Origin of the sequence: Bacillus sp. A01H (genome assembly GCF_045277205.1) — a bacterium.
GTDB lineage: Bacteria > Bacillota > Bacilli > Bacillales > Bacillaceae_G > Bacillus_A > Bacillus_A paranthracis.
The window spans coordinates 1,483,832-1,503,432 of the sequence record NZ_CP117702.1; the positions used below are offsets into that span (position 1 = coordinate 1,483,832).

Here is a 19,601-nt window from a genome sequence, read left to right on the forward strand (position 1 = left end):
CTCAGGTAGTGCAACTTGAAGAGCAGTAATATAGTATTTTAATAGATATGTTGTTTGAAAGTAATTGAGAAAAATAGGAAGAGTTCAACTATATTCATATTATAATGTAGTTATCCGCCCATTTACTTTTACTAACTTTGGAGGTGTTCTATATGCACTATGCATTTTCACGTATAAGGCTACGTAGCTTTTTTGGATGGATGATCATAGGGCTGTTCCTTACGATGATCCCATTAGGTCTATCAAATGTTTCTGAGAATACAACGGAGGTTATTTCACAAATAACTGTGTTTTTTGTATTTCCGTTATTTTGGTTATACGTAAAAACCAATAAAAATAATGTTGTATTTAATAGTTTTTTTGATAAGCCAGGACGTTTACCGTGGGGATTAATTGTATTAGCAACGATAATGGGAATGATTTTTTCAGTCGGTATATCTCATATTCAATTTTACATATTAGCACATACGTTACCGAATTTCTTAGTTACTATGTTAGAAGACGGAAATGTTATTAATACGAGTAACATATATATGACGATATTTACTTTCGTTTCAGCATGTGTATTAGCACCAATTATGGAAGAGGTTATTTTTAGGGGCTTCTTTTTACAGCGAATGGCTTATAAATGGGGGATTAAAAAAGCTGTCATTATATCTTCCATTATTTTTGGCTTAGGACATTTTGATGTTATTGGTGCGTTCATGTTTGGTGTTGTTATGTGTCTTTTATACTTAAAGACACAAAATATATGGACGAATATCGCTGTACACGCTCTAAATAATTTAATTGCAACAAGTATGCAATTTGTTGGCGGAGAAGAGAGTAGCGCAATTTCAATTCCTGAATTACAAGCGCAAAGTAATTTATGGATCGGTATCGGTCTTACAGTTGTTGGATTACTTTGGTTAATTCCTTACGTTTGGAAACAATGGCGTACGGTAAAAGAAGTGGGTGTGCCACCAGTGCGCTTCATAAATGAGGAAAAAGTAGTGAGTGCATCACAAGAAAATGAAGTGTATAGTCAAGTGATTGTAACAGATAGATTGATGGCTGTAGAGCTACCAGATGAGGCTGTAAATAAGCTCGGGTTAGAAGAAAATGATTATGTAACAGTATCTGTAGAAGACGATAAAATCGTTATAAAGAAAGCGCATGATAGATAAGTAAAAAGTAGCTCCTTGTGAGCTACTTTTTACTTTGTAATAATTTCCACACGAAAATTATTGCCGTTCTTTACATATTTAATATCTGTAACAGTGCGGACTGCTTTTAAAATCTCAACTTTTTCACCAATTCGAGGGATAGTCGGAACATTGTCCCAAATGCCAAGCAAGTCATCTAATTGTGCCGTTTTTTCATAAAACCAGATTTTCAATGTAAAACCCCTTTCTCGAACTATATGTATTTTAATACATAATATATTATTTTTACTCTTATTGTAAGGGGTTTTTATATATTTTATGAATAAAAATTAATTAATCTTCTGGAAAGATATGTTCAATATCAGGAGTAAGAGATATTTCTGATAATACGATATGAGAAACAGTCGTTGCATATGAAGAAACATCATTAATAAATTCTTCAAGTTCAACGAGTGAAGGAACAGAAATTTTTACAATGTAGCATAAGCTTCCTGTTACGCGGTAACAAAAACTTGCGGACGGATAAGACTGAATAAACTGTTGCATACGCGTTGTATCCCCGTTTTTTAAAGTGATTTCTAAAATACAGTCTAAAACAAGTCCTGCTTTTTTATAATCGATATCGATTGTGTATTTTTGGATAACGCCTTCACTTTCGAGCTTACGAACACGTTCTGCAGTAGACGGAGCAGATAAGTTTACTCGTTTCGCCAATTCACGCATGGAAAGGCGACTATCATTATATAATTCATTTAAAATTTTTCGATCAACACGATCTAGTTGCATGTGTAAATATACCTCCAGTAAAATGATAATTTTTGTAAAGGAAAAATATAAATTAAGATTCATATGAAATGTAAAGAGAACTTTATTTATTTTACAATAAAACTGAAGGGAATAGGAGGAAAAATAATGGAGAGAATTTCATTATCAAATGTAGGAGATACAAAGTTTCAAAGGTTATTAGGTCATAATCCGGAAATATTACATTCGTGGAGTACATTAGAAAATACATTATACAATAAAGGAACTCTTTCAGCAGAGTTAAAGGAGCAAGTGAGAAGAACATTAGCGTATGGGAATGAATGCCCGTACTGTATGGCGAAGGGAAGGCCTGATGATATGCAAAAGGTAGAAGAAATTGGTGTAGCAGTTACTTTTGCGCATACATTTATTCATGACAAAAAGGCGATAGATGATAATATGTTTCATGTATTGAAACAATACTGGACGGAAAAAGAAATTGTAGAGCTTTGTGCGTATATTTGTTTTATTACTGCGTCACAACAATTTGGTTTTCTATTTCAATTACAGCCGAAAGAAGGAGAAAATGATGAATAATCAAATAGCACTTATTATAATTGATGTACAAAAGGCGTTTCAATTACCATACTGGGGTGAGAGAAATAATCTTTTTGCTGAAGAAAATATGAGAATTTTGTTAGCAGAATGGAGAAAAAGGAAACGACCAGTTTTTCATATTCAACATGTAAATAAAGAAAATGATCAGTCGATGTTTTATGAGGGAGCGGAAACAGTCAACTTTAAAGAAGAGTTGCAACCACTACCAGGTGAAGTGGTTATTCAAAAATCTGTTAATAGCGCATTCATTGGGACAAATTTAGAAGAGCAATTAAGAGAGAACAAATGTAATGCAGTAGTGATTGTAGGATTAACGACAAATCATTGTGTGGAGACTACGACACGAATGGCAGGGAATTTAGGATTTAAAACATATTTAGTGAGTGATGCGACGGCTACTTTTAACCGTAATGGTCTAGATGGTAAAGAGTATAGTGCAGAAGATATTCATAATATGACACTTGTAAATTTACATGAAGAGTTTGCTACAATTATGACGACAAAAGAAGTATTGAAATTATTTTAAGAAAATAATTGCGAATTATGTAGAAAAAAATTAGAATATTTCGTATAATCTAAGTACAATCATTTTAAAAATAGGGGTGGCATCGTATGGAGCAAATTCCGGTAAAGAGAATAGAAGAAGTACTTGTTGTAGCAGGGGATGACAAACAAAAGCAAAAGGAATTTTATGAATTGCTCTTATCTACTGAGTTTTATGTTGCTGGCTCATTAGAAGCAGAGGAAGGTGCAACAGAAGGGATACTTCGTTTGCGTCATTTCCAAGGAGAGGGTAGATGGATCGTTCCGTTCTTTACACAAATGGAATTTGTAAAAGATGTGTTGCCAGAAGGAACACCCCTTATTACGATACGTGGGAAAGAATTATTTGGTAGCATTGAGAAAGATGCTACAGCAGTATTAAATGTCGGTACTGATATAAGTAAAACATTTATTCCAGAAGAAATTGCAGATATCGCATCTGGACGAATTTTTAACTATTATAAATAAAGTGAAGCTTTAATCAGTGGGGGTTTTCTTCATCCCCCACTGATTATTAGTTGAACCAATCGGGCTTTAATGGGCAGCCCGACCCCCACCTAACTTCTTTACTTTCGCTGAATTTTGATGTGGGGGTCTTACTGCCCATTAAAGCGGGATAAAAGGAAAAGCTGAATTGCTTTTCCTTTTTAATTTGAACACGGAGTGGCTATGCCAGAAGAAATAGAGAGTGTTTTATTATTTGTATTTATTGTCGCTGTAGCTCCAAGAGGGATTCCGATGTTTGGGCTTATATGTCCAATCGGTAAACCGAATAGGACAGGTATAGCATATGAAGTGAAATATTCATATAGTATTGTTTGCAATGATTGAGATGGTTTAGAAGGAGTGCAGTCATGACAACTTGTAAAAATAACACCACTACATTCATGAAACTTTCCAGATAAAAGTAGCTGATTTAACATACGATCAACGCGATACGGTTCTTCCCCAATGTCTTCAAGCAATAAAAGTTTATTGGCTGTATTTATCTCGTAGGAGGAGCCAATGATACTCGTTAACACCGCTAAATTGCCTCCAACTAACTGACCTGTAACTGTACGGGAAGAGCTAGGTACGATACATTCTGAAGCAGATAAGATGGTTGAATACGGATGAAATAGTTGGTTGAAAGAAGATAAAGAAAGAGAATCTACCCCTTTCCCTAATTCTTCAACCATTGGGCCATGAAAAGTAATAAGCTTTGCATAACGTGAAAAGGCAGTATGTAAAGCTGTAATATCGCTATATCCCCAAAAGATTTTTGGATTTTGCCGAATGATTTCATATTGAATGTGAGGGAGGAGACGAGCGCTACCGTAACCACCCCGTGCACAGAAAACGGCCTTTACCTCATGGTTTGAAAATGCTTCATGTATATCATCAAGCCGGACTTGATCCCTTCCAGCTAAATATCCATATTTCTCATAAACACTCTTCCCGATTACTACAGATAAACCCATTTCTTGTAATACCTTTACACCTTTTAATACATTTTCAATTGTTGGTGGCCCGGACGGTGCAATAATCATTACTGTATCACCTTGTTGTAATGCATTTGGATATATCATTGTTTTCAGCCTCCTTCACTTTCAATATATTCGCTTCATAGGAAGTTCAATCCTTGTAAAAGAAGGGAAAAGTTTGTCAAATAAAGAAGATATAAAGAGAATAGGAGGAGAAACAATGTTTACAAGTCGAGTCATAGATACATTACAAATTAAGTATCCCATCATTCAAGCCGGTATGGCGGGTGCGATTACGACGCCAGAACTCGTTGCAGCTGTGAGTAATAGCGGAGGATTAGGAACGCTTGGAGCAGGCTATATGAGCCCAGAACAAATTCGTGAAGCAATTTATACAATAAGGGAGCTAACAGATAAGCCCTTCGGTGTTAATTTACTTTTAACAAAAGAGATACAGATAGAAGAAGAGAAGATAAACTTGGCAAAGAGATTACTTAGCAGAGTGAATAGAGAATTCGGTATAGAGGAAGAAGAGCAGGTAAAGCTTCCAAAAAGTTATAAAGAACAATTACAAGTGTTAGTAGAAGAAAAAGTACCAGTCGTTAGCTTTGCGTTTCAAACGTTAGAAAAAGAAGAGATAAATGATTTGAAAAGAAGTGGAATAAAAGTCATCGGCACAGCTACTCATGTGGCAGAGGCGAAAGTGCTTGCTGAATTAGGAGTAGACATTATTGTCGGTCAAGGCAGCGAGGCAGGAGGGCATAGAGGAACGTTTATCGGGAAAGAACAGGACGCTATGATTGGTACGTTTGCATTAATTCCGCAGCTAGTAGCAGCAGTTCCGCATATCCCGATTGTTGCAGCAGGTGGTGTAATGAACGGGCAAGGGCTTGTTGCTGCATTTACACTGGGAGCAGAAGCTGTTCAAATGGGATCAGCCTTTTTAACGAGTGAAGAGAGTATTACGCATGACGTGTATAAAAAAGCGGTTTTACGTAGTACAGATACGAGTACAACTGTGACTCGTGCGTTTTCCGGGAAATATGCACGAGGTATTCGTAATGAATTTATAGAGAAGCATGAAGGGAAAGAAGAAGACCTTCCGATGTATCCGGTGCAAAATGTATTAACCTCTAAAATACGCCAACAAGCAGCAAAGCAAAATAATGGAGAATATATGTCACTTTGGGCAGGACAAGCGTCATCATTAGCACGAATAGAATCAGCTCAGCATGTAGTGGAGAGAGTGATGAAAGAAGCAGATAACACAATTGAACAATTGCAAAATGTATATAGAAAAAGACCACTTGAATAATTCAAGCGGTCTTTTCATTAGTTTGCTTTATAAAATTGTTGGATGGCTTCATCGATATAAACCCAGCCTTTCCAACCTAAGTGCATGTGATCTTTTAAGAAGTATTTATCATACTCATGATTTGAGAAGTCAGCAATTGGATAGCCAGCTTTCTCAATTTGCTCATGAACTTTCTTATAGTACAATTCTCGGCGTTCTTTCGGGAAGCCAGCGTAATCGTACCAAGGACCTTTTACAGGAACAGAAATGAAGAGTGGTTTTGCACCAGATTGTTTTAATAAATCAAGTGCAATTTGTAAATCTTCATATTCTGGCGATTGATCATAAGCATCATTTTTTAAGTAGCCTTCACGTTGCTTTAATTTTTTCTTGATTTTGCTGTTGAAGTAACCATCTTCAATACCGTAATTGTTAGATCCAGATTCTGCTGCACCTGTTTGATCTGCATGTTTACGAGCCTCTTCCCAGCTCATTTGTTTTAATGAAGGATCAAGTTTTTCTTTATGCGGTTTAATATTAAACATAGCTGTAAATAAATCTTTACGATCTAAAATGTTACGATAAATATAAGCGAAAGGTTTAGCAGCAAGTGCTTTTACTTTATGCTTTGTATCATCGTAAACGATACCTTCAAGCGAAATTTTTAATAAAGTTTCTTTCTTAACGATCTCAAAGTTTAATAAACGCTTTGCAATTTGCTTTTTCATTTCAGGTTTTACATCATCGTTGAAAATGAAGTGGTAACCTTGTTGCTTTGAAAAGTTAGGTGCAAAGTGTGTTTCATCAATACCTTGTGGTACAAACCATTGCGGAGAAAGAACGAATACCATTTTCTTATCTTTCAATTGATCCATTGTAGATGCAAAGTTTAATACATGTACAAGGTCTTGTGTTCCGCCACGTCCAAGTAGGAATGGTGTGAATCCTTCAGGCTTTACTTTGAAATAATTTGATGGATGGTAAGCATCCATACGTGCGAATTCCGATGAACCATACATCGGAAGGTATTTCGAGTCTGCTAACATCTTTTGCTGTAAAATCATACTTTGAATCTTTTCTTCTTTTAAAGAAGTTGCAGCTTGTTCTACTTTTTCGTCACTTAAAAGCGGGAGTAGAAAGCGCGTCGGAATAAGTAGGAATACAGCAAAAAGGGCCAATGCTAAAAGCATCGGACCAAATTTTGCTTTGTTCATCGGATTTCTTCCAACTTCTTAATAACCATGTTTGGAGTAGCCCACTCGTCACGATCAAAATCAGAAATAGAAACTTCAATATCTAAACGCTCTTGGAATTCAACTAATAAAGATACTACAGCGAAAGAATCAAGAATACCTTCTTCAAATAATTGAACATCTAAGTTTTCTTTTACAATATCGTTTTCACATACTTCTTCTAAAATATCTAATACTTGCTCTTTAAATTCTGCCATTTTTAAAATCTCCTTTATATCCGAAATATATTATATGTGCAACTTCTTAATGGTATAAGAAGGGTGCATTAAAAGTATCTGTTAAGGTGTCCAGAGAAAATTAGGAAACCGAAACATACAACGTGGAACGTAATTACGATCGCAAGGACGTGTGTAAATTTGTTGTTTGGCCAAAACTTATGCTTTTTGTTTTTTCGTTCGAAAATATCGAATAGAATAAACAGTGCGGCATGATAAAGACCATAAATAATGTATTGATACACATGCTCACCAGTAATATGCCAAATTCCCATAATGAAGAAGTTTAAAAACGCCCCGATATACGAAATAGTGTAACGGTTCTTAATTAACTTTTTCTTCGTTGCAAAAAAGACGAAACGCATGTAAATAAAATCACGGAACCAGAATGATAAACTCATGTGCCAGCGGTTCCAGAAGTCTTTAATATTACGACTAATGAACGGTTTATTAAAGTTTTCTGGCGTTTTAATACCCATCATATAACTCACACCAATTACAAATGAGCTATAACCAGCAAAGTCGAAGAATAAATATAAGCTATAGCTATACATGTAAATCATATTGGATAGGATTGTATCTTGCTGTGCAAATGCCGGATCCATAAAATATTGCTTTATTAAGTAAGCGATAATAAATTTATACAAGAAACCTTGGAAAATACGGTTTAATCCAGTATATAGTAAATTTTGATATTCTTCTGCACTAGGTGGCTTTTGAATATCTTTTTGGAATCTACGGTAACGATCGATAGGTCCTGTTGAAATTGCTGGGAAGAATAAAACGAATTCCCAAAAATTAAAGAAGGATAGTTCTTTAATTAAACCATCACGAACTTCAAATACCATTTGTACTGCCCTAAATGTTACATAAGACATACCTAAAAATACAATAAACTTTAGGTCAGGTGCAAATGGTGCGATTTTTGCCAAAATAAGTGGCAAAATTGATAAAATAACAGCTATACAAAACGTGAATGTACTATTATTTTGTTTTCTTAAAAGTAAATAGCCTTTAATTAGGGCATATTGCCAAATAATAAATGCGGCTAACATAATCGCTTGCTTCGGTTTATCTGAGAAGATAATAGCAAGCATGACTAATGTTAAAACGGCATTATATTTACGCAACATTTTACCTTTTAATCCAGCTATGATAGTAGGTATTAACAAAATGCCCACTATAGCGAAAAAATAAAATGATCCATATGCGGTCATGCTGTAACCTCACTCAATAATTTTTTGCGATCTACCTTTCCATTTGGTGTCATTGGAATAGAAGATTGATACATGAATTTACGTGGAATCATGTAGTTTGGTAATCGCTCATTGAGTTCTTTTTTGATTGCAGATGTTAATTTGAATTCTTTTTCAAATGAATGTTCTCCAGGAACAACAACCGCTAATAAATAATCGTATTTCTCACCTTTTTTAATTGGAACGATAACTGCTCCTTCTACGTAAGAACACGCACGAAGGTGATGCTCAATTTCTTCTAATTCCATTCGATAACCATGCAGCTTAATTTGGAAATCAAGACGACCATTATAGAATAGAAGACCATTTTCAACATAGCCAGCATCGCCTGTTTTATAGGCGCGCTCACCGTCAATCATAGTAAATGCTTTTTCTGTTAATTCAGGGCTTCCTAAATATCCAACGCTTACGCTTGGACCAACAATTACGATTTCACCTTTTTCACCATCAGGCGCAATCGTACCATCTTCTTTCATAATAAGAAGGCGGCAGTCTGATTTACAGTAGCCAACTGGAAGTGATTTGTATTGATCAAGCACTTCTTCTGTAACGTGAATACCTGTTACAGCGACAGTAGCTTCAGTTGGACCGTACGTATTCATAATTGTTGCTTTTGGGAAACGCTCAATTAATTTTCTAGCTACTTCATTTGGTAACACTTCACCGCAGAATAAGAATGTTTTCATGTTTGGTAGCATACTCTCAGAGAAAGATGCTTCCATTAAACACATTTCTGCGAAAGATGGTGTGGAAGTCCATACTTGTATATCCGATTGCTCTAAAGAAGCAAACAAGTCTTTTGGACGTGCAATCATATCTTTATCAATTGCCCAAAGTGTACCACCTGTTACTAATGATGGGTAAATATCCATGACAGATAAATCAAATGAGAAAGGTGCTTGGTTTAAGAATACTTGCCCCGTTTGTAAGTTGAAATCTTCTACAGCCCATTTTGTAAAACTTACAAGGCAGTTATAAGTAATCTGAACCCCTTTCGGATTACCTGTGCTTCCTGATGTGTAAATAATGTAGAAGTTTTCATCACCTTTTACCGCATGTTCAGGATTTGGAGTTTTCCCTTTATGAGTAAAGAAAATATCTTTTAAGTTGTCCTCACTTACAATGCGAACTGGTAAATCAGTTACAGTTACTTCAGTTCCTGATAAAAGTAGTTTCGCACCAGAATTTTCAGCGATACGTTGTACACGATCAGCTGGGATAGATAAATCTACAGGAATATAAGCATGTCCAGCTTTTACACATCCTAAAAAGTTAATAATCATTTCAGGTTGCATATGGCCATACACCATAATTGGTGAACGATCATCTGGATACTCAGAAGAAATCCAATGTGCTAACGCATCAGAATCTTCCTTTAATTGTTTGTACGTAATTTTCGCATCTCGCCAAACAAAAGCAGTTTGATCAGGCGTTTCAATAGCCCACTTTTCAATTTGTTCTAATAACTTCATAACGTTCCCACCCTAGAATTCATTGTAAATAAATGTACTTGTGTTTGTATCATGGAATCCATACAACCAAAGTAATGCAAATAAAATTGCAAGGTAATAAACCGTCTTTGCAACCCATTGTGTGAGTGGTCGAGACCATATCTCTTTTAATCTTTCCATGTCTTTCCCTCTCTTAATGAAATAATAGCTCTTTGTAGGTATCATGTCCTACATTATTGTGAAAAAAACAAAATTCCACATTTTAGGTAAAAATAAGTCAAAAGGCTCTTTTCTGATATTAGCACTAAATACTAAAAAAGAAAATCCCTAACTTAGCAATTATATTACATTCAGCATCAATTTGTAATGGATTTGATATGTAAATAGGAAGTGGATTGTGTGAATACATAAAAGTGGACTAGAAGAATACGTAAAATATAGTATTTGTGCTTATGAGTCATTCGAGACAAAGTAAACTTTTACATTTCTAGCCCTTTTAAAAAGGAGGAAATTATCATGGATAGAGTGTGGAAGAATCTAATTTCGGAAGAAAATATCGTGAAATGGAGAAGATATTTCCATAAGTATCCAGAATTATCGTTTCATGAAAAAGAAACTTCACAATTTATATATGATACATTATGCACATTTTCTTCTTTTGAAGTAACGAGACCGACGAAGTATAGTGTACTAGCAATTAAAAGAGGAACGGAACAAGGGAAAGTAGTTGCGATTCGAGCTGATATAGATGCTCTGCCAATTCAAGAGGAGACGAGTAAATCTTATACGTCTGTGAATAAAGGTGTAATGCATGCATGTGGACATGATGCTCACGCAGCTATTTTGTTGGGGACAGCAGAAGTACTGTCAAATATAAAGGAAGATTTTGCAGGGGAGATTCGTCTATTTTTTCAGCACGCAGAAGAGGTATATCCCGGCGGGGGACAAGAAATGGTTGAGGCAGGTGTAATGGACGGTGTTGATTATGTAATAGGTTTACATGTTATGTCAGGACTTGAGAGCGGAAAGATAGGCATTGCGTATGGGCCGATGATGGCGGCACCAGACGTATTTACAGTTGAAATTCAAGGGAAAGGGGGACATGCGGCGAGGCCGGAGGAAACGATAGATCCTATTGCTATCGGAGCGCAGATTATTACAAATCTACAACATATTGTATCAAGAAATACAAGTGCTTTCATGCAAAGAGTCGTTTCAGTTACGCAGTTTCATGGGGGAATGGCTGATAATATTATTCCTAGTGCAGCAACTTTAATGGGCACTGTTCGTTCATTTAATCAAGCATTAAGGTTGGAAGCAGAAGAGAAAATTGAGAAAATCGTGAAAGGAATTACAGAAGCACATGGAGGGTCGTATACATATTCGTATCGATATGGATATGATCCGGTTATTAATGATGAATATATTACGAAAGTAGTAGAAGAAAGTGCACTACATTTGTTTGGAAATGAGCGTGTTGTGAAGCTTGAACCTTCTATGGGAGGAGAAGATTTTTCGGCATATTTAAGAAAAGCACCTGGTTGTTTTATTAAATTAGGGACTGGTAATAAAAAGATAGATACTTGCTACCCGCATCATCATCCAAAATTTGATGTAGATGAATCAGCTCTCATTTATGGAGTGGAATTATTTTTAGAAACAACAATGAGATTATTGAAATCATAGAAAAGTATAAAGTGCAACTTTAATCAGTGGGGGTTTTACTGCCCATTAAAGTGGGATAAAAAAAGGCAACTGCGCTCTATCGCAGTTGCTTTTATTTCTTTCCGTCAGAGAGGGCTGAGAAAGAACTATGCTCATTTATAGTATATGAATAGCTAACGGACAAGCTTGTACATTTTAATCATTTTTTAAAAAAAGTTGTTGACAGTGATAATCAATATCAATTAATCTAAAAATAGTTGAAATTGATAATTATTATCAATAGGATGGATGCGACATGTTAATGAGAAAAAAATTTCACCTTCTACGGAGGGGATTAAAAGATAAAAATAAAGAAGTTGATCAGCATATGGAATGGCAACGAAATGTAATTCGTTCGGAATATGTAGATGAGAAGAAGAGCATTCAAACAGAAAAAGAGATACAAAGTAAGGGGAGAGGTTCAGTTGAGTAAGTTAGTAATGATTTTTGCAAGTATGAGTGGAAATACAGAGGAAATGGCTGATCATATTGCCGGCGTGATTCGTGAAACTGAAAATGAAATTGAAGTGATTGATATTATGGATTCACCAGAAGCTTCTATATTAGAACAGTATGATGGAATTATTTTAGGTGCATACACTTGGGGAGATGGTGACCTTCCGGATGATTTCTTAGATTTTTATGACGCAATGGATTCTATTGATTTAACTGGGAAAAAAGCGGCAGTATTCGGATCAGGTGATTCAGCTTATCCAAAATATGGCGTGGCAGTTGACATTTTAATAGAAAAGCTAAAAGAACGCGGGGCAGAAGTTGTGTCAGAAGGATTAAAAGTAGAATTAACGCCAGAAGATGAAGATGTAGAAAAATGTTTACAGTTTGGAGCTGAATTTGTAAAACACCTTTCTTAATGGCAGAAGGGAGATGAAGAGCAAGTGCATGAGAAAATCGCAATTAAAACGATGACAGATTATCATTTGTATGATTTTATGCGTTGTCCACATAAATTTTATTTTCGTCATATCAAAAGAAGAGAACCTTCTTCGTTTGAATGGCAACAAATCGCACAAATGATTGTGAATCGAATTATTAACGAATATTACACATTACCGGCAGGCCAACAAACGAAAATTGTACTTTTAATATTAATAGAAAAGTATTGGAAAAAAGTAAGGGTTAATATGTTTGCTTCGAAGATGGAGTATTACATTGTGTTAGCGAAGCTAACGGATCACTTATTACAGTTTGTTGAAAGAGATGATAGTCAGACACCACCGTTATTTTTATATGAAAAATTTCAAACATATATGGAAGAGTTAGGTGTCCACATGTCATTGACATTAGAAGTTGGTGAGTGGAGTACTGAGTCGTTTGTAATTAAAAAGTATGTTGTCGATGCGGATGAGGAAATGCTTGCTCTTTGTCAAAAGCTAATGACAGTATTTAGTTATAAAGCTTTTGGCATTCTTCCAGGGAAAATTGAAGTTATTAATTTAATAGAAGGAACTAAGTATGACTACACTCCGAAACAGGAAGATATTATAACTGGAATGGCTCATTTATCTAGAATGAAAGAAATGTTACAGCAACCAGAGCATTATACAGAGCGTCATTTTCGTTCTGAGTGTATAAGTTGTGCATTTCGTAGTGAATGCCAAGGGGAAGAAGTAAAGAAAGAAGCGAAACAGAAGAAAAATATCGTACATTAAAGGATGCAAATTTGCATCCTTTTTTGTTGTTGACATGAAAAGCTTTTCATCATGTACCGTATATTTGTAGCAGATTTTAATAAAGGGAGGAATAATCAATGAAAGATGAAACGAAAGTATTTCAATGGTTAAAAGAACAGAATGCCCCTTTTGGAATTCAACTGCAAATTTTACAGGCATTTCAACTGTATAAAGTCATTGTTGAAATGGATAAAAAGTTAATGTTATATGAGGAGAGAGAATATAGGGAGAGAATGTAATCTCATCCCTGTAGTATTGCTTTCAGTTGTTCTATACCAGCTAAAAATTCAAGTTCATTCTTTGTTTCAAAGTTATAAATTATATTATGTAGTAAAGGACTGTATTGATAAAAACTCGTGATGCGGTGAATGAGTAATGGATCATGGTGTGAAGTAAGTGTACAGTATTGTTCATATACTGATGTAGTAAATTCATGTCCGAAATCATCATATAGCCCAGCAAAGTCAAAGGCAGGATCTCCAATTTGAGCATCACCAAAATCAATGATTCCTGAAATGGTTTTATTTTGTTTATCAAATAAAATGTGATGATGTGTAAAATCAGCGTGAATGATTGTATTTTGAAATTTGGATATAGCTAGACAGGCAAAGAAATTCTCGAATAAACGGTTTAAGGTTGATTTCTGGAACGAAGTTAGACTGTTAGTAACATACTCATTTAATTTAGTTTGTAGCTCTTTCCAGTAGGTAAGTGTTTTTTCGGTAGGGAACCCTAACGCTGTAACACTTTTTAGAGGAATGCTATGTAGAGCCGCAAGGAAAGTAGCTAATTGTGTAATAATTATTTTTCGTTCTTTTTCATCTAAGTTCGCAACTATTTCTGTTTTTAACGGTTCACCATGAATGAGAGTATAGTAGCTACAAAGAGGAACCTCATCAGATTCATTTGTATAAATTAGGTGATATTGTGGAACTTCGATTTCTTGTAGTGATTGAGTGAGAATTGTGCACAGTTCTTTTTCTAACGGAATTCGCATTGCATATTCCTGTTTTCGCGGGAAACGAAACAGCAGCTCATCATTTACTATAATCGCTACATTATCCCATCCTTCTTCATTTTGTTTATAGGAATGTATAGAAAGATTAGGCAAAGCTTCTTTTATATATTGTTTGTAAGAGTCCATAATTGTTCCTCGTTTCTAAGTTATTCCACTTTATGATATCAGAATTTTCTTTCTATATGTTAAAATATAATTATCATTATGAAGAGGGGCGGGAGTGTTATAAAGAAAAGACTATTAATCACTTCTCCCTGTATCGCTTTTGGATTGTTTTGGTCATATAAAGAAGAGGTTTTTGCGGGCTATAAACCGATTGATCAGTACGGATTAAATAAGGAATTAAAAAACAAAGGTATAGAAACTTTAACTCATAATGAAATGAAAAAGGTAGGAGAACATTTTGTGACCGAGCAACTATCAGTTTTTGAGTTTACTAATAAAGAAGATGTGAAACGAAAAGGTGAAGAACTATTTTTAAATAGAGGTTATGAACAATTAATGAAAAATTATTATCCAAATCGTTTTCAGGATTTAGAGTATAAATTTATAAACGAGGAGATACGTGAAGTGACGGATGGAAGTTTTCTCTATCAAACTGTAGCGTACGTGGCGGGTACTGAAAATGGTAAGAGAAGCGAAATGAAATTGAATTATGAAATGAAAATTGTAAAGGTTAATCATACATTTAAGGTATTAGAACAAAAACAGTACGTACAATAAAGAGAAATATGAACCAGTACCATAAATAGCGGTATAAAAAATCCCCCAGTTCTTTGAGGGATTTTAAAGATTTTCATTTTGTTGACCAAGTTCTTTTTGAGCAATATATAAATTTCCTTGCTCGACTTGTTTCTGAGTAAGAACCGAATCACCTGCATACCCTTTTTCTGTTTTCACAATTCTTTTTGAACGATTGGAATTTTGTTTCTTCATATAATAAATCACCTTCCATCAAAAATAAACGAAAATGATAAGCACAAGCAATACAGCGGCAAAAATGGTAATCCCCATTAAAAACGAAGTGTTTTTATATTTAGGTTGTTTATGTACATCTTGCCGATATCCAGGTGAAATTTCAGGGGCGAATTCTTCGTCGAATGATTGCTTTTTTTCTTTTTCGTCCATATGTATCCACCTTTCTTTTTCATTATGTTATACGTTACAAGAAAAAATATGCATAAAGAAAACAACCGCTATATTATGAGCGGCTGTTTTGCGTTGTATATTTTCTCTGAACTTGAAAGAGACGGATAAGGAGGAAGGTTGCTCCAAATGCTAGACCGATAATAAGACCGATCCAATATCCTTTTGCTGCCCAATCAGTATAGGTTGCTAATATGTAACCGAGAGGGAGACCAATTACCCAATAGGCGATTAATGTCATAATTAAGGCGACATTTACATCTTTATAACCACGTAGTGCCCCTTGTACAGGAGTTGCAATTGCATCTGAGATTTGAAATAAAATCGCAAATATAAGAAATTCTTTTGCTAAATGATGAACTTGTATATCTGTCGTATAAATAGAAGCAATTTCATCATCAAAGAAGTAAAGAAGAATGGAATATAATAGGGCGAATGCAAGTGCTAAGCCAATCCCGATAAATCCATATTGTTTTGCGTTATTATATCGTTTCGCTCCAACTTCAAATCCAACAGAGATGGTCATGGCCATTGCTAAACTTAAAGGAGTCATATATAGCAAGGAAGCGAAGTTCATAGCTGCTTGATGAGCTGCGATTGTTGTCGTACTAAAATTACTCATCATAAGTGTTACTGCAGCGAAAATACTCGTTTCAAAAAAGATAGCAAATCCGATAGGGACGCCAAGTTTTAAGAACTCTTTCCAACTAGAAAGAGAAGGGCGATATAACTGTTTAAAAATATGGAAAGATGCAAAAGGCTCTTTCGTACGAATAATCATAACGGTAATAATTAAAATGCACCAATAGGTTGCTGCAGAAGCAATTGCTGCTCCGACACCACCGAGTTTTGGAAAACCGAAATGCCCAAAAATTAATGCATAATTTAATATTACGTTAATAGGTAATGATAGTAACGTAATAATCATCGTTGTGCGAGTTTTTCCTAATGCATCAATAAATCCACGTAAAACAGTGTAAGTAAATAAAGGAATAATTCCCATTGCAATAATACTTAAAAATTGTGCTGCAATACGTTCTACCGGTTCTTCTAATCGCATGCCATTTAAAATGGGTGTAACAGCGAAAAATCCAATAAGCATAACGACGAAGCTAGCGCAAATTGCTAAATAGACTGCTTGTATGACGACTTGGGGAACATCTTCTTTTTTCTTAGATCCAACGAGTTGCGCAACAATTGGAGTTGTAGCCATCAAAATACCTGTTAATCCCGTACTAACTGGAATCCATATACTCGTTCCGATAGCAACCCCTGCTAAATCAATAGGGCTTGCATGTCCTGACATTGTTGTATCAAAAAAGCTCATTGCAAATAATGACATTTGCGTAACAAAAATCGGGAAAAATAGTAATACAAATTGCTTTAATTTTTGTGAGAATGTACTAGTTTCTTTCATAAAATCCCCTTTCTACGTAAAAAAGAAAACTCTTACTATCATACAATTTAATCAAAAAATAGAAAAGGAATAAGCTTATTAAAACTACGGTTTGACTATAAAAAAGGATGCACTTTGAAAGGGGATAAGGTATTATGGTAAGGTATGAAAAAATTACATATTATTAGTTATTAAGGAGGCACTACTCGTGGCTGATTGGTTAATTGGAATAATCATGGGTGCTGTTGAAGGTTTAACAGAGTTTTTACCAGTTTCATCAACAGGGCATATGATTTTAACAGGTCATTTACTTGGATTTGACGATGAGAGAGCGAAAGTTTTCGAAGTTGTTATTCAATTGGGATCGATTTTAGCAGTTGTAGTTATATTTTGGAAGCGTCTATGGTCTTTAGTAGGTATAGGGAAAGTAACAGACGGACCATCGTTAAATTTATTACATATTATTATCGGAATGATTCCTGCCGGCGTACTTGGCGTATTGTTCCATAGTGCGATTAAAGAAGTTTTATTTGGGCCAGGCCCAGTTGTCATTAGCTTAGTGGCTGGTGGTATTTTAATGATTGTTGCTGAGAAGTTTTCAAAACCAAGTACAGCAAGAACATTAGATGAAATCACATATAAGCAAGCATTTACAATCGGAATGTTCCAATGTTTAGCGCTTTGGCCAGGATTTTCTCGTTCTGGTTCTACAATAAGTGGTGGTTTATTAGCTCGCGTGTCACATACAGCGGCAGCTGAATATACATTCATTTTAGCAGTACCAATGATGGTAGCTGCAAGTGGCTTAGATTTAATTAAAAGCTGGGATATATTAAGTGCGGCTGATATACCGCTATTTGCAACAGGATTTATTACGGCGTTCGTTGTTGCAATGCTTGCAATTGTTTCATTCTTAAAATTATTATCTCGTGTAAAACTAACACCGTTTGCTTACTACCGTTTCATTTTAGCTGCGGTATTCTATTTCTTCATTATGTAATAAAAAAACTGCCGAGTTCGGCAGTTTTTTTATTTTACTACTTTTTCCATCATGCTTTCCATTACATGTTCCCAAAGAGAAGTGTCATCAGCTAATGTGGCACGGAAATTAGCGTACATTTCTTTTTGTTTCTCTTCGAATGTTGGATCTTCTTTTTCAGGCAATGTAGCGCGCATTGAAGTTACTAACTCTTGTACTTTTGGAGCACGTGGTCCCCAAACGGCTTGTTCGTTTCCATCTTTATCAATGAAAATAAAGATTGGAATCGCACGTGCTGTTCCGTTTGTTAAATATTGATCCATTAATTCTAAGTTTTCATCGCGAATTAATAATGACATATCAATATTTGCAACTTCAGAAATTCGTTTCATAACAGGCACGCATAAAAGAGCATCGCCACACCAATCAGCTGTTAATACGATAACACGCCAGCCATCATTTTGACGTTCTTCTAATACAGGAAGTAATTCATTTGGAATTAAAAAATTATTGTAAATGTGCAGTAGCTCGTATTGATTTACTTTCATTTCATTCACATATGTATCAAAGGACATACCTTTATCAGCCCATTTTTGTAAGTTCATAAGTAACACCTCTTTAGTATGATTTGTTTTCATTGTACCAATTTTTATATAGAAAAGCTTGTATTCTTACTCTTTCTTGTCACTTAATAATTTACTTAATAGGAAAAAGAATAGTACGACACATAATTCAGCTATGTTGGATAGTTGCACGCTCTCTATCCAATCGTCAGCGGTATGAATGACGAACCAATCTAGCGTAATTTCAATGATTGCAAAAAGAGTAATAGAAAGCCAATTTGGCATGTTTTGTGTCATTGGATATAGCAGTGCCTTGAAGAAAACGAAGATGAAAAATATAATACCGTCTAAGAAAGTAATTAATAAAAAAAATAGAAGTAAGGCAGTGCGCGATCGATACTCTACACCAGTAATATGAAAGATTCCTACATATATAAAAAATATAAATGCAAAAATTACAATGAGGAACAGAATAACAAAACCAATGATCAAAGTTTTATCTTTTAGATTGAAATTCGAAAATTTGTCTTCTTCACCCACTATCCCAACTCCTTTTTTTGGAAATTCAACTTCATTTTATCATGAAATATCTATTAAAAAACTACGAATTATGGGAAAATAAGGTGACAAAAAGTAAGATTTCATGTAGAATTATTAATAAGGTTTTTATTTAACTAAATGAAATAAAAGGGGCTGTCAAAGTTGTCTCAAAATCGAGAGCAATTAATGGAAGAACTATCGACAAATGTTTTTGCTATGTTCCGCACGTTGCGTAATGATATTGGAAAAATATTTGGTGGTTACATACCGTGGAATGAGTTCATCGTCCTTAGAATATTGAATCGTACGAATAAAGAAATGGTATCACGTGTAGCGAATGAATTAAATGTGTCGAATAGTCATATTACAGCTGTTACAGAAAAATTAATTAATAAAGGTTTTGTAACTCGTTCACGTTCTACGTCAGATCGCCGAGTTGTATATTTGGAGATTACTGAACAAGGAAAAGATTTAGTTGCGAAAATGGAAGATGCGAAAAAACAATATTTACAAGAAAGATTTTCTACGCTTTCAGAAGAAGAAATGAATATAATGATATCTATTTCTAAAAAACTTATTTAA

At 34.8% G+C, this 19,601-nt stretch carries 27 protein-coding genes; 13 read left to right on the forward strand and 14 right to left on the reverse strand.

Translation table 11 applies throughout. The annotated features are described in order from the left end of the window. Positions 1-152 precede the first annotated feature (152 nt). Positions 153-1,166, forward strand: coding sequence for a CPBP family intramembrane glutamic endopeptidase (locus PSR14_RS07890; RefSeq protein ID WP_073542008.1), 1,014 nt, complete (start codon positions 153-155; stop codon positions 1,164-1,166). A gap of 29 nt (positions 1,167-1,195) precedes the next feature. On the opposite strand, the gene PSR14_RS07895 is transcribed toward PSR14_RS07890, so the two are convergent. Together PSR14_RS07895 and PSR14_RS07900 are read right to left on the reverse strand one after the other, a co-directional pair. Continuing rightward, positions 1,196-1,378, reverse strand: coding sequence for a DUF3913 family protein (locus PSR14_RS07895; protein ID WP_000707103.1), 183 nt, complete (start codon positions 1,376-1,378; stop codon positions 1,196-1,198). Positions 1,379-1,478: 100 nt separating this feature from the next. Further along, positions 1,479-1,931, reverse strand: coding sequence for an Lrp/AsnC family transcriptional regulator (locus PSR14_RS07900; protein ID WP_001175495.1), 453 nt, complete (start codon positions 1,929-1,931; stop codon positions 1,479-1,481). A 63-nt stretch (positions 1,932-1,994) separates the two neighbouring features. Here PSR14_RS07900 and PSR14_RS07905 point away from each other — a divergent pair, with 63 nt between their 5' ends. The 3 genes from PSR14_RS07905 to PSR14_RS07915 all read left to right on the forward strand — a co-directional run bounded on the left by PSR14_RS07905 (position 1,995) and on the right by PSR14_RS07915 (position 3,518). After that, entirely contained in the window at positions 1,995-2,486 is a 492-nt protein-coding gene (locus PSR14_RS07905; protein ID WP_001997023.1) for a carboxymuconolactone decarboxylase family protein, read from the forward strand. Further along, a complete protein-coding gene (locus PSR14_RS07910) occupies positions 2,479-3,033 on the forward strand; it encodes a cysteine hydrolase family protein (RefSeq protein ID WP_001064616.1) in 555 nt (184 codons plus the stop codon). The genes PSR14_RS07905 and PSR14_RS07910 overlap by 8 nt, the downstream gene beginning before the upstream one ends. Before the next feature lie 86 nt (positions 3,034-3,119). Beyond that, complete coding sequence (locus tag PSR14_RS07915) at positions 3,120-3,518, forward strand: SseB family protein (RefSeq protein ID WP_000435208.1); 399 nt, start codon at positions 3,120-3,122, stop codon at positions 3,516-3,518. A gap of 179 nt (positions 3,519-3,697) precedes the next feature. Here PSR14_RS07915 and PSR14_RS07920 read toward each other — a convergent pair whose 3' ends face one another. After that, on the reverse strand, positions 3,698-4,618 hold the full coding sequence (locus tag PSR14_RS07920; protein WP_000640088.1) for an LD-carboxypeptidase: 921 nt from the start codon (positions 4,616-4,618) through the stop codon (positions 3,698-3,700). A 115-nt stretch (positions 4,619-4,733) separates the two neighbouring features. On the opposite strand from PSR14_RS07920, the gene PSR14_RS07925 reads away from it, so the two are divergent. After that, the gene (locus PSR14_RS07925; protein WP_073542007.1) at positions 4,734-5,828 is read left to right on the forward strand and encodes a nitronate monooxygenase family protein; all 1,095 of its coding nucleotides are present in this window, start codon (positions 4,734-4,736) and stop codon (positions 5,826-5,828) included. 17 nt (positions 5,829-5,845) lie between these two features. Here PSR14_RS07925 and dltD read toward each other — a convergent pair whose 3' ends face one another. From dltD to PSR14_RS07950, 5 genes are all read right to left on the reverse strand, one after another. Then, positions 5,846-7,021 carry a D-alanyl-lipoteichoic acid biosynthesis protein DltD gene (dltD, locus tag PSR14_RS07930; RefSeq protein WP_001030285.1) on the reverse strand — a complete coding sequence of 392 codons (1,176 nt, stop codon included), beginning with the start codon at positions 7,019-7,021 and terminating at the stop codon, positions 5,846-5,848. Further along, positions 7,018-7,257, reverse strand: coding sequence for a D-alanine--poly(phosphoribitol) ligase subunit DltC (gene dltC, locus PSR14_RS07935; RefSeq protein WP_000807310.1), 240 nt, complete (start codon positions 7,255-7,257; stop codon positions 7,018-7,020). Before dltC ends, dltD begins: the two co-directional genes overlap by 4 nt. Before the next feature lie 68 nt (positions 7,258-7,325). Next, positions 7,326-8,492: a D-alanyl-lipoteichoic acid biosynthesis protein DltB gene (gene dltB, locus PSR14_RS07940; RefSeq protein ID WP_000127947.1), complete on the reverse strand. Its 1,167-nt coding sequence runs from the start codon at positions 8,490-8,492 to the stop codon at positions 7,326-7,328. Continuing rightward, positions 8,489-10,003: a D-alanine--poly(phosphoribitol) ligase subunit DltA gene (dltA, locus tag PSR14_RS07945; protein ID WP_000770523.1), complete on the reverse strand. Its 1,515-nt coding sequence runs from the start codon at positions 10,001-10,003 to the stop codon at positions 8,489-8,491. The genes dltB and dltA overlap by 4 nt, the downstream gene beginning before the upstream one ends. Positions 10,004-10,015: 12 nt before the next feature. Then, positions 10,016-10,162: a teichoic acid D-Ala incorporation-associated protein DltX gene (locus tag PSR14_RS07950; protein WP_000440293.1), complete on the reverse strand. Its 147-nt coding sequence runs from the start codon at positions 10,160-10,162 to the stop codon at positions 10,016-10,018. 336 nt (positions 10,163-10,498) lie between these two features. On the opposite strand from PSR14_RS07950, the gene amaA reads away from it, so the two are divergent. The 5 genes from amaA (at position 10,499) to PSR14_RS07975 (ending at position 13,616) form a co-directional block, all read left to right on the forward strand. Continuing rightward, positions 10,499-11,668: an N-acyl-aliphatic-L-amino acid amidohydrolase gene (gene amaA / locus PSR14_RS07955; RefSeq protein WP_000376382.1), complete on the forward strand. Its 1,170-nt coding sequence runs from the start codon at positions 10,499-10,501 to the stop codon at positions 11,666-11,668. Positions 11,669-11,942: 274 nt separating this feature from the next. Further along, entirely contained in the window at positions 11,943-12,119 is a 177-nt protein-coding gene (locus tag PSR14_RS07960; RefSeq protein ID WP_000929012.1) for a hypothetical protein, read from the forward strand. Then, positions 12,112-12,558 carry a flavodoxin gene (locus PSR14_RS07965; RefSeq protein ID WP_000041156.1) on the forward strand — a complete coding sequence of 149 codons (447 nt, stop codon included), beginning with the start codon at positions 12,112-12,114 and terminating at the stop codon, positions 12,556-12,558. Before PSR14_RS07960 ends, PSR14_RS07965 begins: the two co-directional genes overlap by 8 nt. A gap of 24 nt (positions 12,559-12,582) precedes the next feature. Next, complete coding sequence (locus tag PSR14_RS07970) at positions 12,583-13,356, forward strand: hypothetical protein (protein WP_000544556.1); 774 nt, start codon at positions 12,583-12,585, stop codon at positions 13,354-13,356. Positions 13,357-13,454: 98 nt separating this feature from the next. Continuing rightward, entirely contained in the window at positions 13,455-13,616 is a 162-nt protein-coding gene (locus PSR14_RS07975; protein WP_000651089.1) for a hypothetical protein, read from the forward strand. A 2-nt stretch (positions 13,617-13,618) separates the two neighbouring features. On the opposite strand, the gene PSR14_RS07980 is transcribed toward PSR14_RS07975, so the two are convergent. Beyond that, on the reverse strand, positions 13,619-14,521 hold the full coding sequence (locus PSR14_RS07980) for an aminoglycoside phosphotransferase family protein (RefSeq protein ID WP_098487587.1): 903 nt from the start codon (positions 14,519-14,521) through the stop codon (positions 13,619-13,621). Positions 14,522-14,599: 78 nt separating this feature from the next. On the opposite strand from PSR14_RS07980, the gene PSR14_RS07985 reads away from it, so the two are divergent. Continuing rightward, positions 14,600-15,118 carry a hypothetical protein gene (locus tag PSR14_RS07985; RefSeq protein ID WP_000820144.1) on the forward strand — a complete coding sequence of 173 codons (519 nt, stop codon included), beginning with the start codon at positions 14,600-14,602 and terminating at the stop codon, positions 15,116-15,118. 63 nt (positions 15,119-15,181) lie between these two features. On the opposite strand, the gene PSR14_RS07990 is transcribed toward PSR14_RS07985, so the two are convergent. From PSR14_RS07990 to PSR14_RS08000, 3 genes are all read right to left on the reverse strand, one after another. Beyond that, complete coding sequence (locus tag PSR14_RS07990; RefSeq protein ID WP_000744620.1) at positions 15,182-15,331, reverse strand: hypothetical protein; 150 nt, start codon at positions 15,329-15,331, stop codon at positions 15,182-15,184. Between the two features lie 18 nt (positions 15,332-15,349). Then, complete coding sequence (locus PSR14_RS07995) at positions 15,350-15,523, reverse strand: hypothetical protein (protein ID WP_000343560.1); 174 nt, start codon at positions 15,521-15,523, stop codon at positions 15,350-15,352. Positions 15,524-15,596: 73 nt separating this feature from the next. Beyond that, positions 15,597-16,958: an MATE family efflux transporter gene (locus PSR14_RS08000; RefSeq protein WP_000665528.1), complete on the reverse strand. Its 1,362-nt coding sequence runs from the start codon at positions 16,956-16,958 to the stop codon at positions 15,597-15,599. 187 nt (positions 16,959-17,145) lie between these two features. Between PSR14_RS08000 and uppP the strand changes: the two genes are divergently transcribed. Further along, a complete protein-coding gene (gene uppP / locus PSR14_RS08005) occupies positions 17,146-17,937 on the forward strand; it encodes a bacitracin resistance undecaprenyl-diphosphatase (protein ID WP_000796248.1) in 792 nt (263 codons plus the stop codon). 29 nt (positions 17,938-17,966) lie between these two features. On the opposite strand, the gene PSR14_RS08010 is transcribed toward uppP, so the two are convergent. Together PSR14_RS08010 and PSR14_RS08015 are read right to left on the reverse strand one after the other, a co-directional pair. Next, positions 17,967-18,554, reverse strand: coding sequence for a thioredoxin family protein (locus PSR14_RS08010; RefSeq protein ID WP_001997033.1), 588 nt, complete (start codon positions 18,552-18,554; stop codon positions 17,967-17,969). Positions 18,555-18,587: 33 nt separating this feature from the next. Further along, on the reverse strand, positions 18,588-19,019 hold the full coding sequence (locus tag PSR14_RS08015) for a YrvL family regulatory protein (RefSeq protein ID WP_000503434.1): 432 nt from the start codon (positions 19,017-19,019) through the stop codon (positions 18,588-18,590). A 162-nt stretch (positions 19,020-19,181) separates the two neighbouring features. Here PSR14_RS08015 and PSR14_RS08020 point away from each other — a divergent pair, with 162 nt between their 5' ends. After that, positions 19,182-19,601, forward strand: a complete 420-nt coding sequence (locus PSR14_RS08020; RefSeq protein WP_000081435.1) for a MarR family winged helix-turn-helix transcriptional regulator — start codon at positions 19,182-19,184, stop codon at positions 19,599-19,601.

Excerpts from the sequence above, each read along its gene's own strand:
- PSR14_RS07960 (WP_000929012.1), top strand. The coding sequence starts at position 11,943 with ATGTTAATGAGAAAAAAATTTCACCTTCTACGGAGGGGATTAAAAGAT.
- PSR14_RS07980 (WP_098487587.1), bottom strand. The coding sequence starts at position 14,521 with ATGGACTCTTACAAACAATATATAAAAGAAGCTTTGCCTAATCTTTCT.
- PSR14_RS07915 (WP_000435208.1), top strand. The coding sequence starts at position 3,120 with ATGGAGCAAATTCCGGTAAAGAGAATAGAAGAAGTACTTGTTGTAGCA.
- PSR14_RS08010 (WP_001997033.1), bottom strand. The coding sequence starts at position 18,554 with ATGAAAACAAATCATACTAAAGAGGTGTTACTTATGAACTTACAAAAA.
- dltB (WP_000127947.1), bottom strand. The coding sequence starts at position 8,492 with ATGACCGCATATGGATCATTTTATTTTTTCGCTATAGTGGGCATTTTG.
- PSR14_RS07900 (WP_001175495.1), bottom strand. The coding sequence starts at position 1,931 with ATGCAACTAGATCGTGTTGATCGAAAAATTTTAAATGAATTATATAAT.
- PSR14_RS07990 (WP_000744620.1), bottom strand. The coding sequence starts at position 15,331 with ATGAAGAAACAAAATTCCAATCGTTCAAAAAGAATTGTGAAAACAGAA.
- PSR14_RS07985 (WP_000820144.1), top strand. The coding sequence starts at position 14,600 with ATGAAGAGGGGCGGGAGTGTTATAAAGAAAAGACTATTAATCACTTCT.
- PSR14_RS07995 (WP_000343560.1), bottom strand. The coding sequence starts at position 15,523 with ATGGACGAAAAAGAAAAAAAGCAATCATTCGACGAAGAATTCGCCCCT.
- amaA (WP_000376382.1), top strand. The coding sequence starts at position 10,499 with ATGGATAGAGTGTGGAAGAATCTAATTTCGGAAGAAAATATCGTGAAA.
- PSR14_RS07905 (WP_001997023.1), top strand. The coding sequence starts at position 1,995 with ATGAAATGTAAAGAGAACTTTATTTATTTTACAATAAAACTGAAGGGA.
- PSR14_RS07925 (WP_073542007.1), top strand. The coding sequence starts at position 4,734 with ATGTTTACAAGTCGAGTCATAGATACATTACAAATTAAGTATCCCATC.
- PSR14_RS07890 (WP_073542008.1), top strand. The coding sequence starts at position 153 with ATGCACTATGCATTTTCACGTATAAGGCTACGTAGCTTTTTTGGATGG.
- PSR14_RS07950 (WP_000440293.1), bottom strand. The coding sequence starts at position 10,162 with ATGGAAAGATTAAAAGAGATATGGTCTCGACCACTCACACAATGGGTT.
- dltD (WP_001030285.1), bottom strand. The coding sequence starts at position 7,021 with ATGAACAAAGCAAAATTTGGTCCGATGCTTTTAGCATTGGCCCTTTTT.
- PSR14_RS07920 (WP_000640088.1), bottom strand. The coding sequence starts at position 4,618 with ATGATATATCCAAATGCATTACAACAAGGTGATACAGTAATGATTATT.
- dltC (WP_000807310.1), bottom strand. The coding sequence starts at position 7,257 with ATGGCAGAATTTAAAGAGCAAGTATTAGATATTTTAGAAGAAGTATGT.
- PSR14_RS07910 (WP_001064616.1), top strand. The coding sequence starts at position 2,479 with ATGAATAATCAAATAGCACTTATTATAATTGATGTACAAAAGGCGTTT.
- dltA (WP_000770523.1), bottom strand. The coding sequence starts at position 10,003 with ATGAAGTTATTAGAACAAATTGAAAAGTGGGCTATTGAAACGCCTGAT.
- PSR14_RS07975 (WP_000651089.1), top strand. The coding sequence starts at position 13,455 with ATGAAAGATGAAACGAAAGTATTTCAATGGTTAAAAGAACAGAATGCC.
- PSR14_RS08000 (WP_000665528.1), bottom strand. The coding sequence starts at position 16,958 with ATGAAAGAAACTAGTACATTCTCACAAAAATTAAAGCAATTTGTATTA.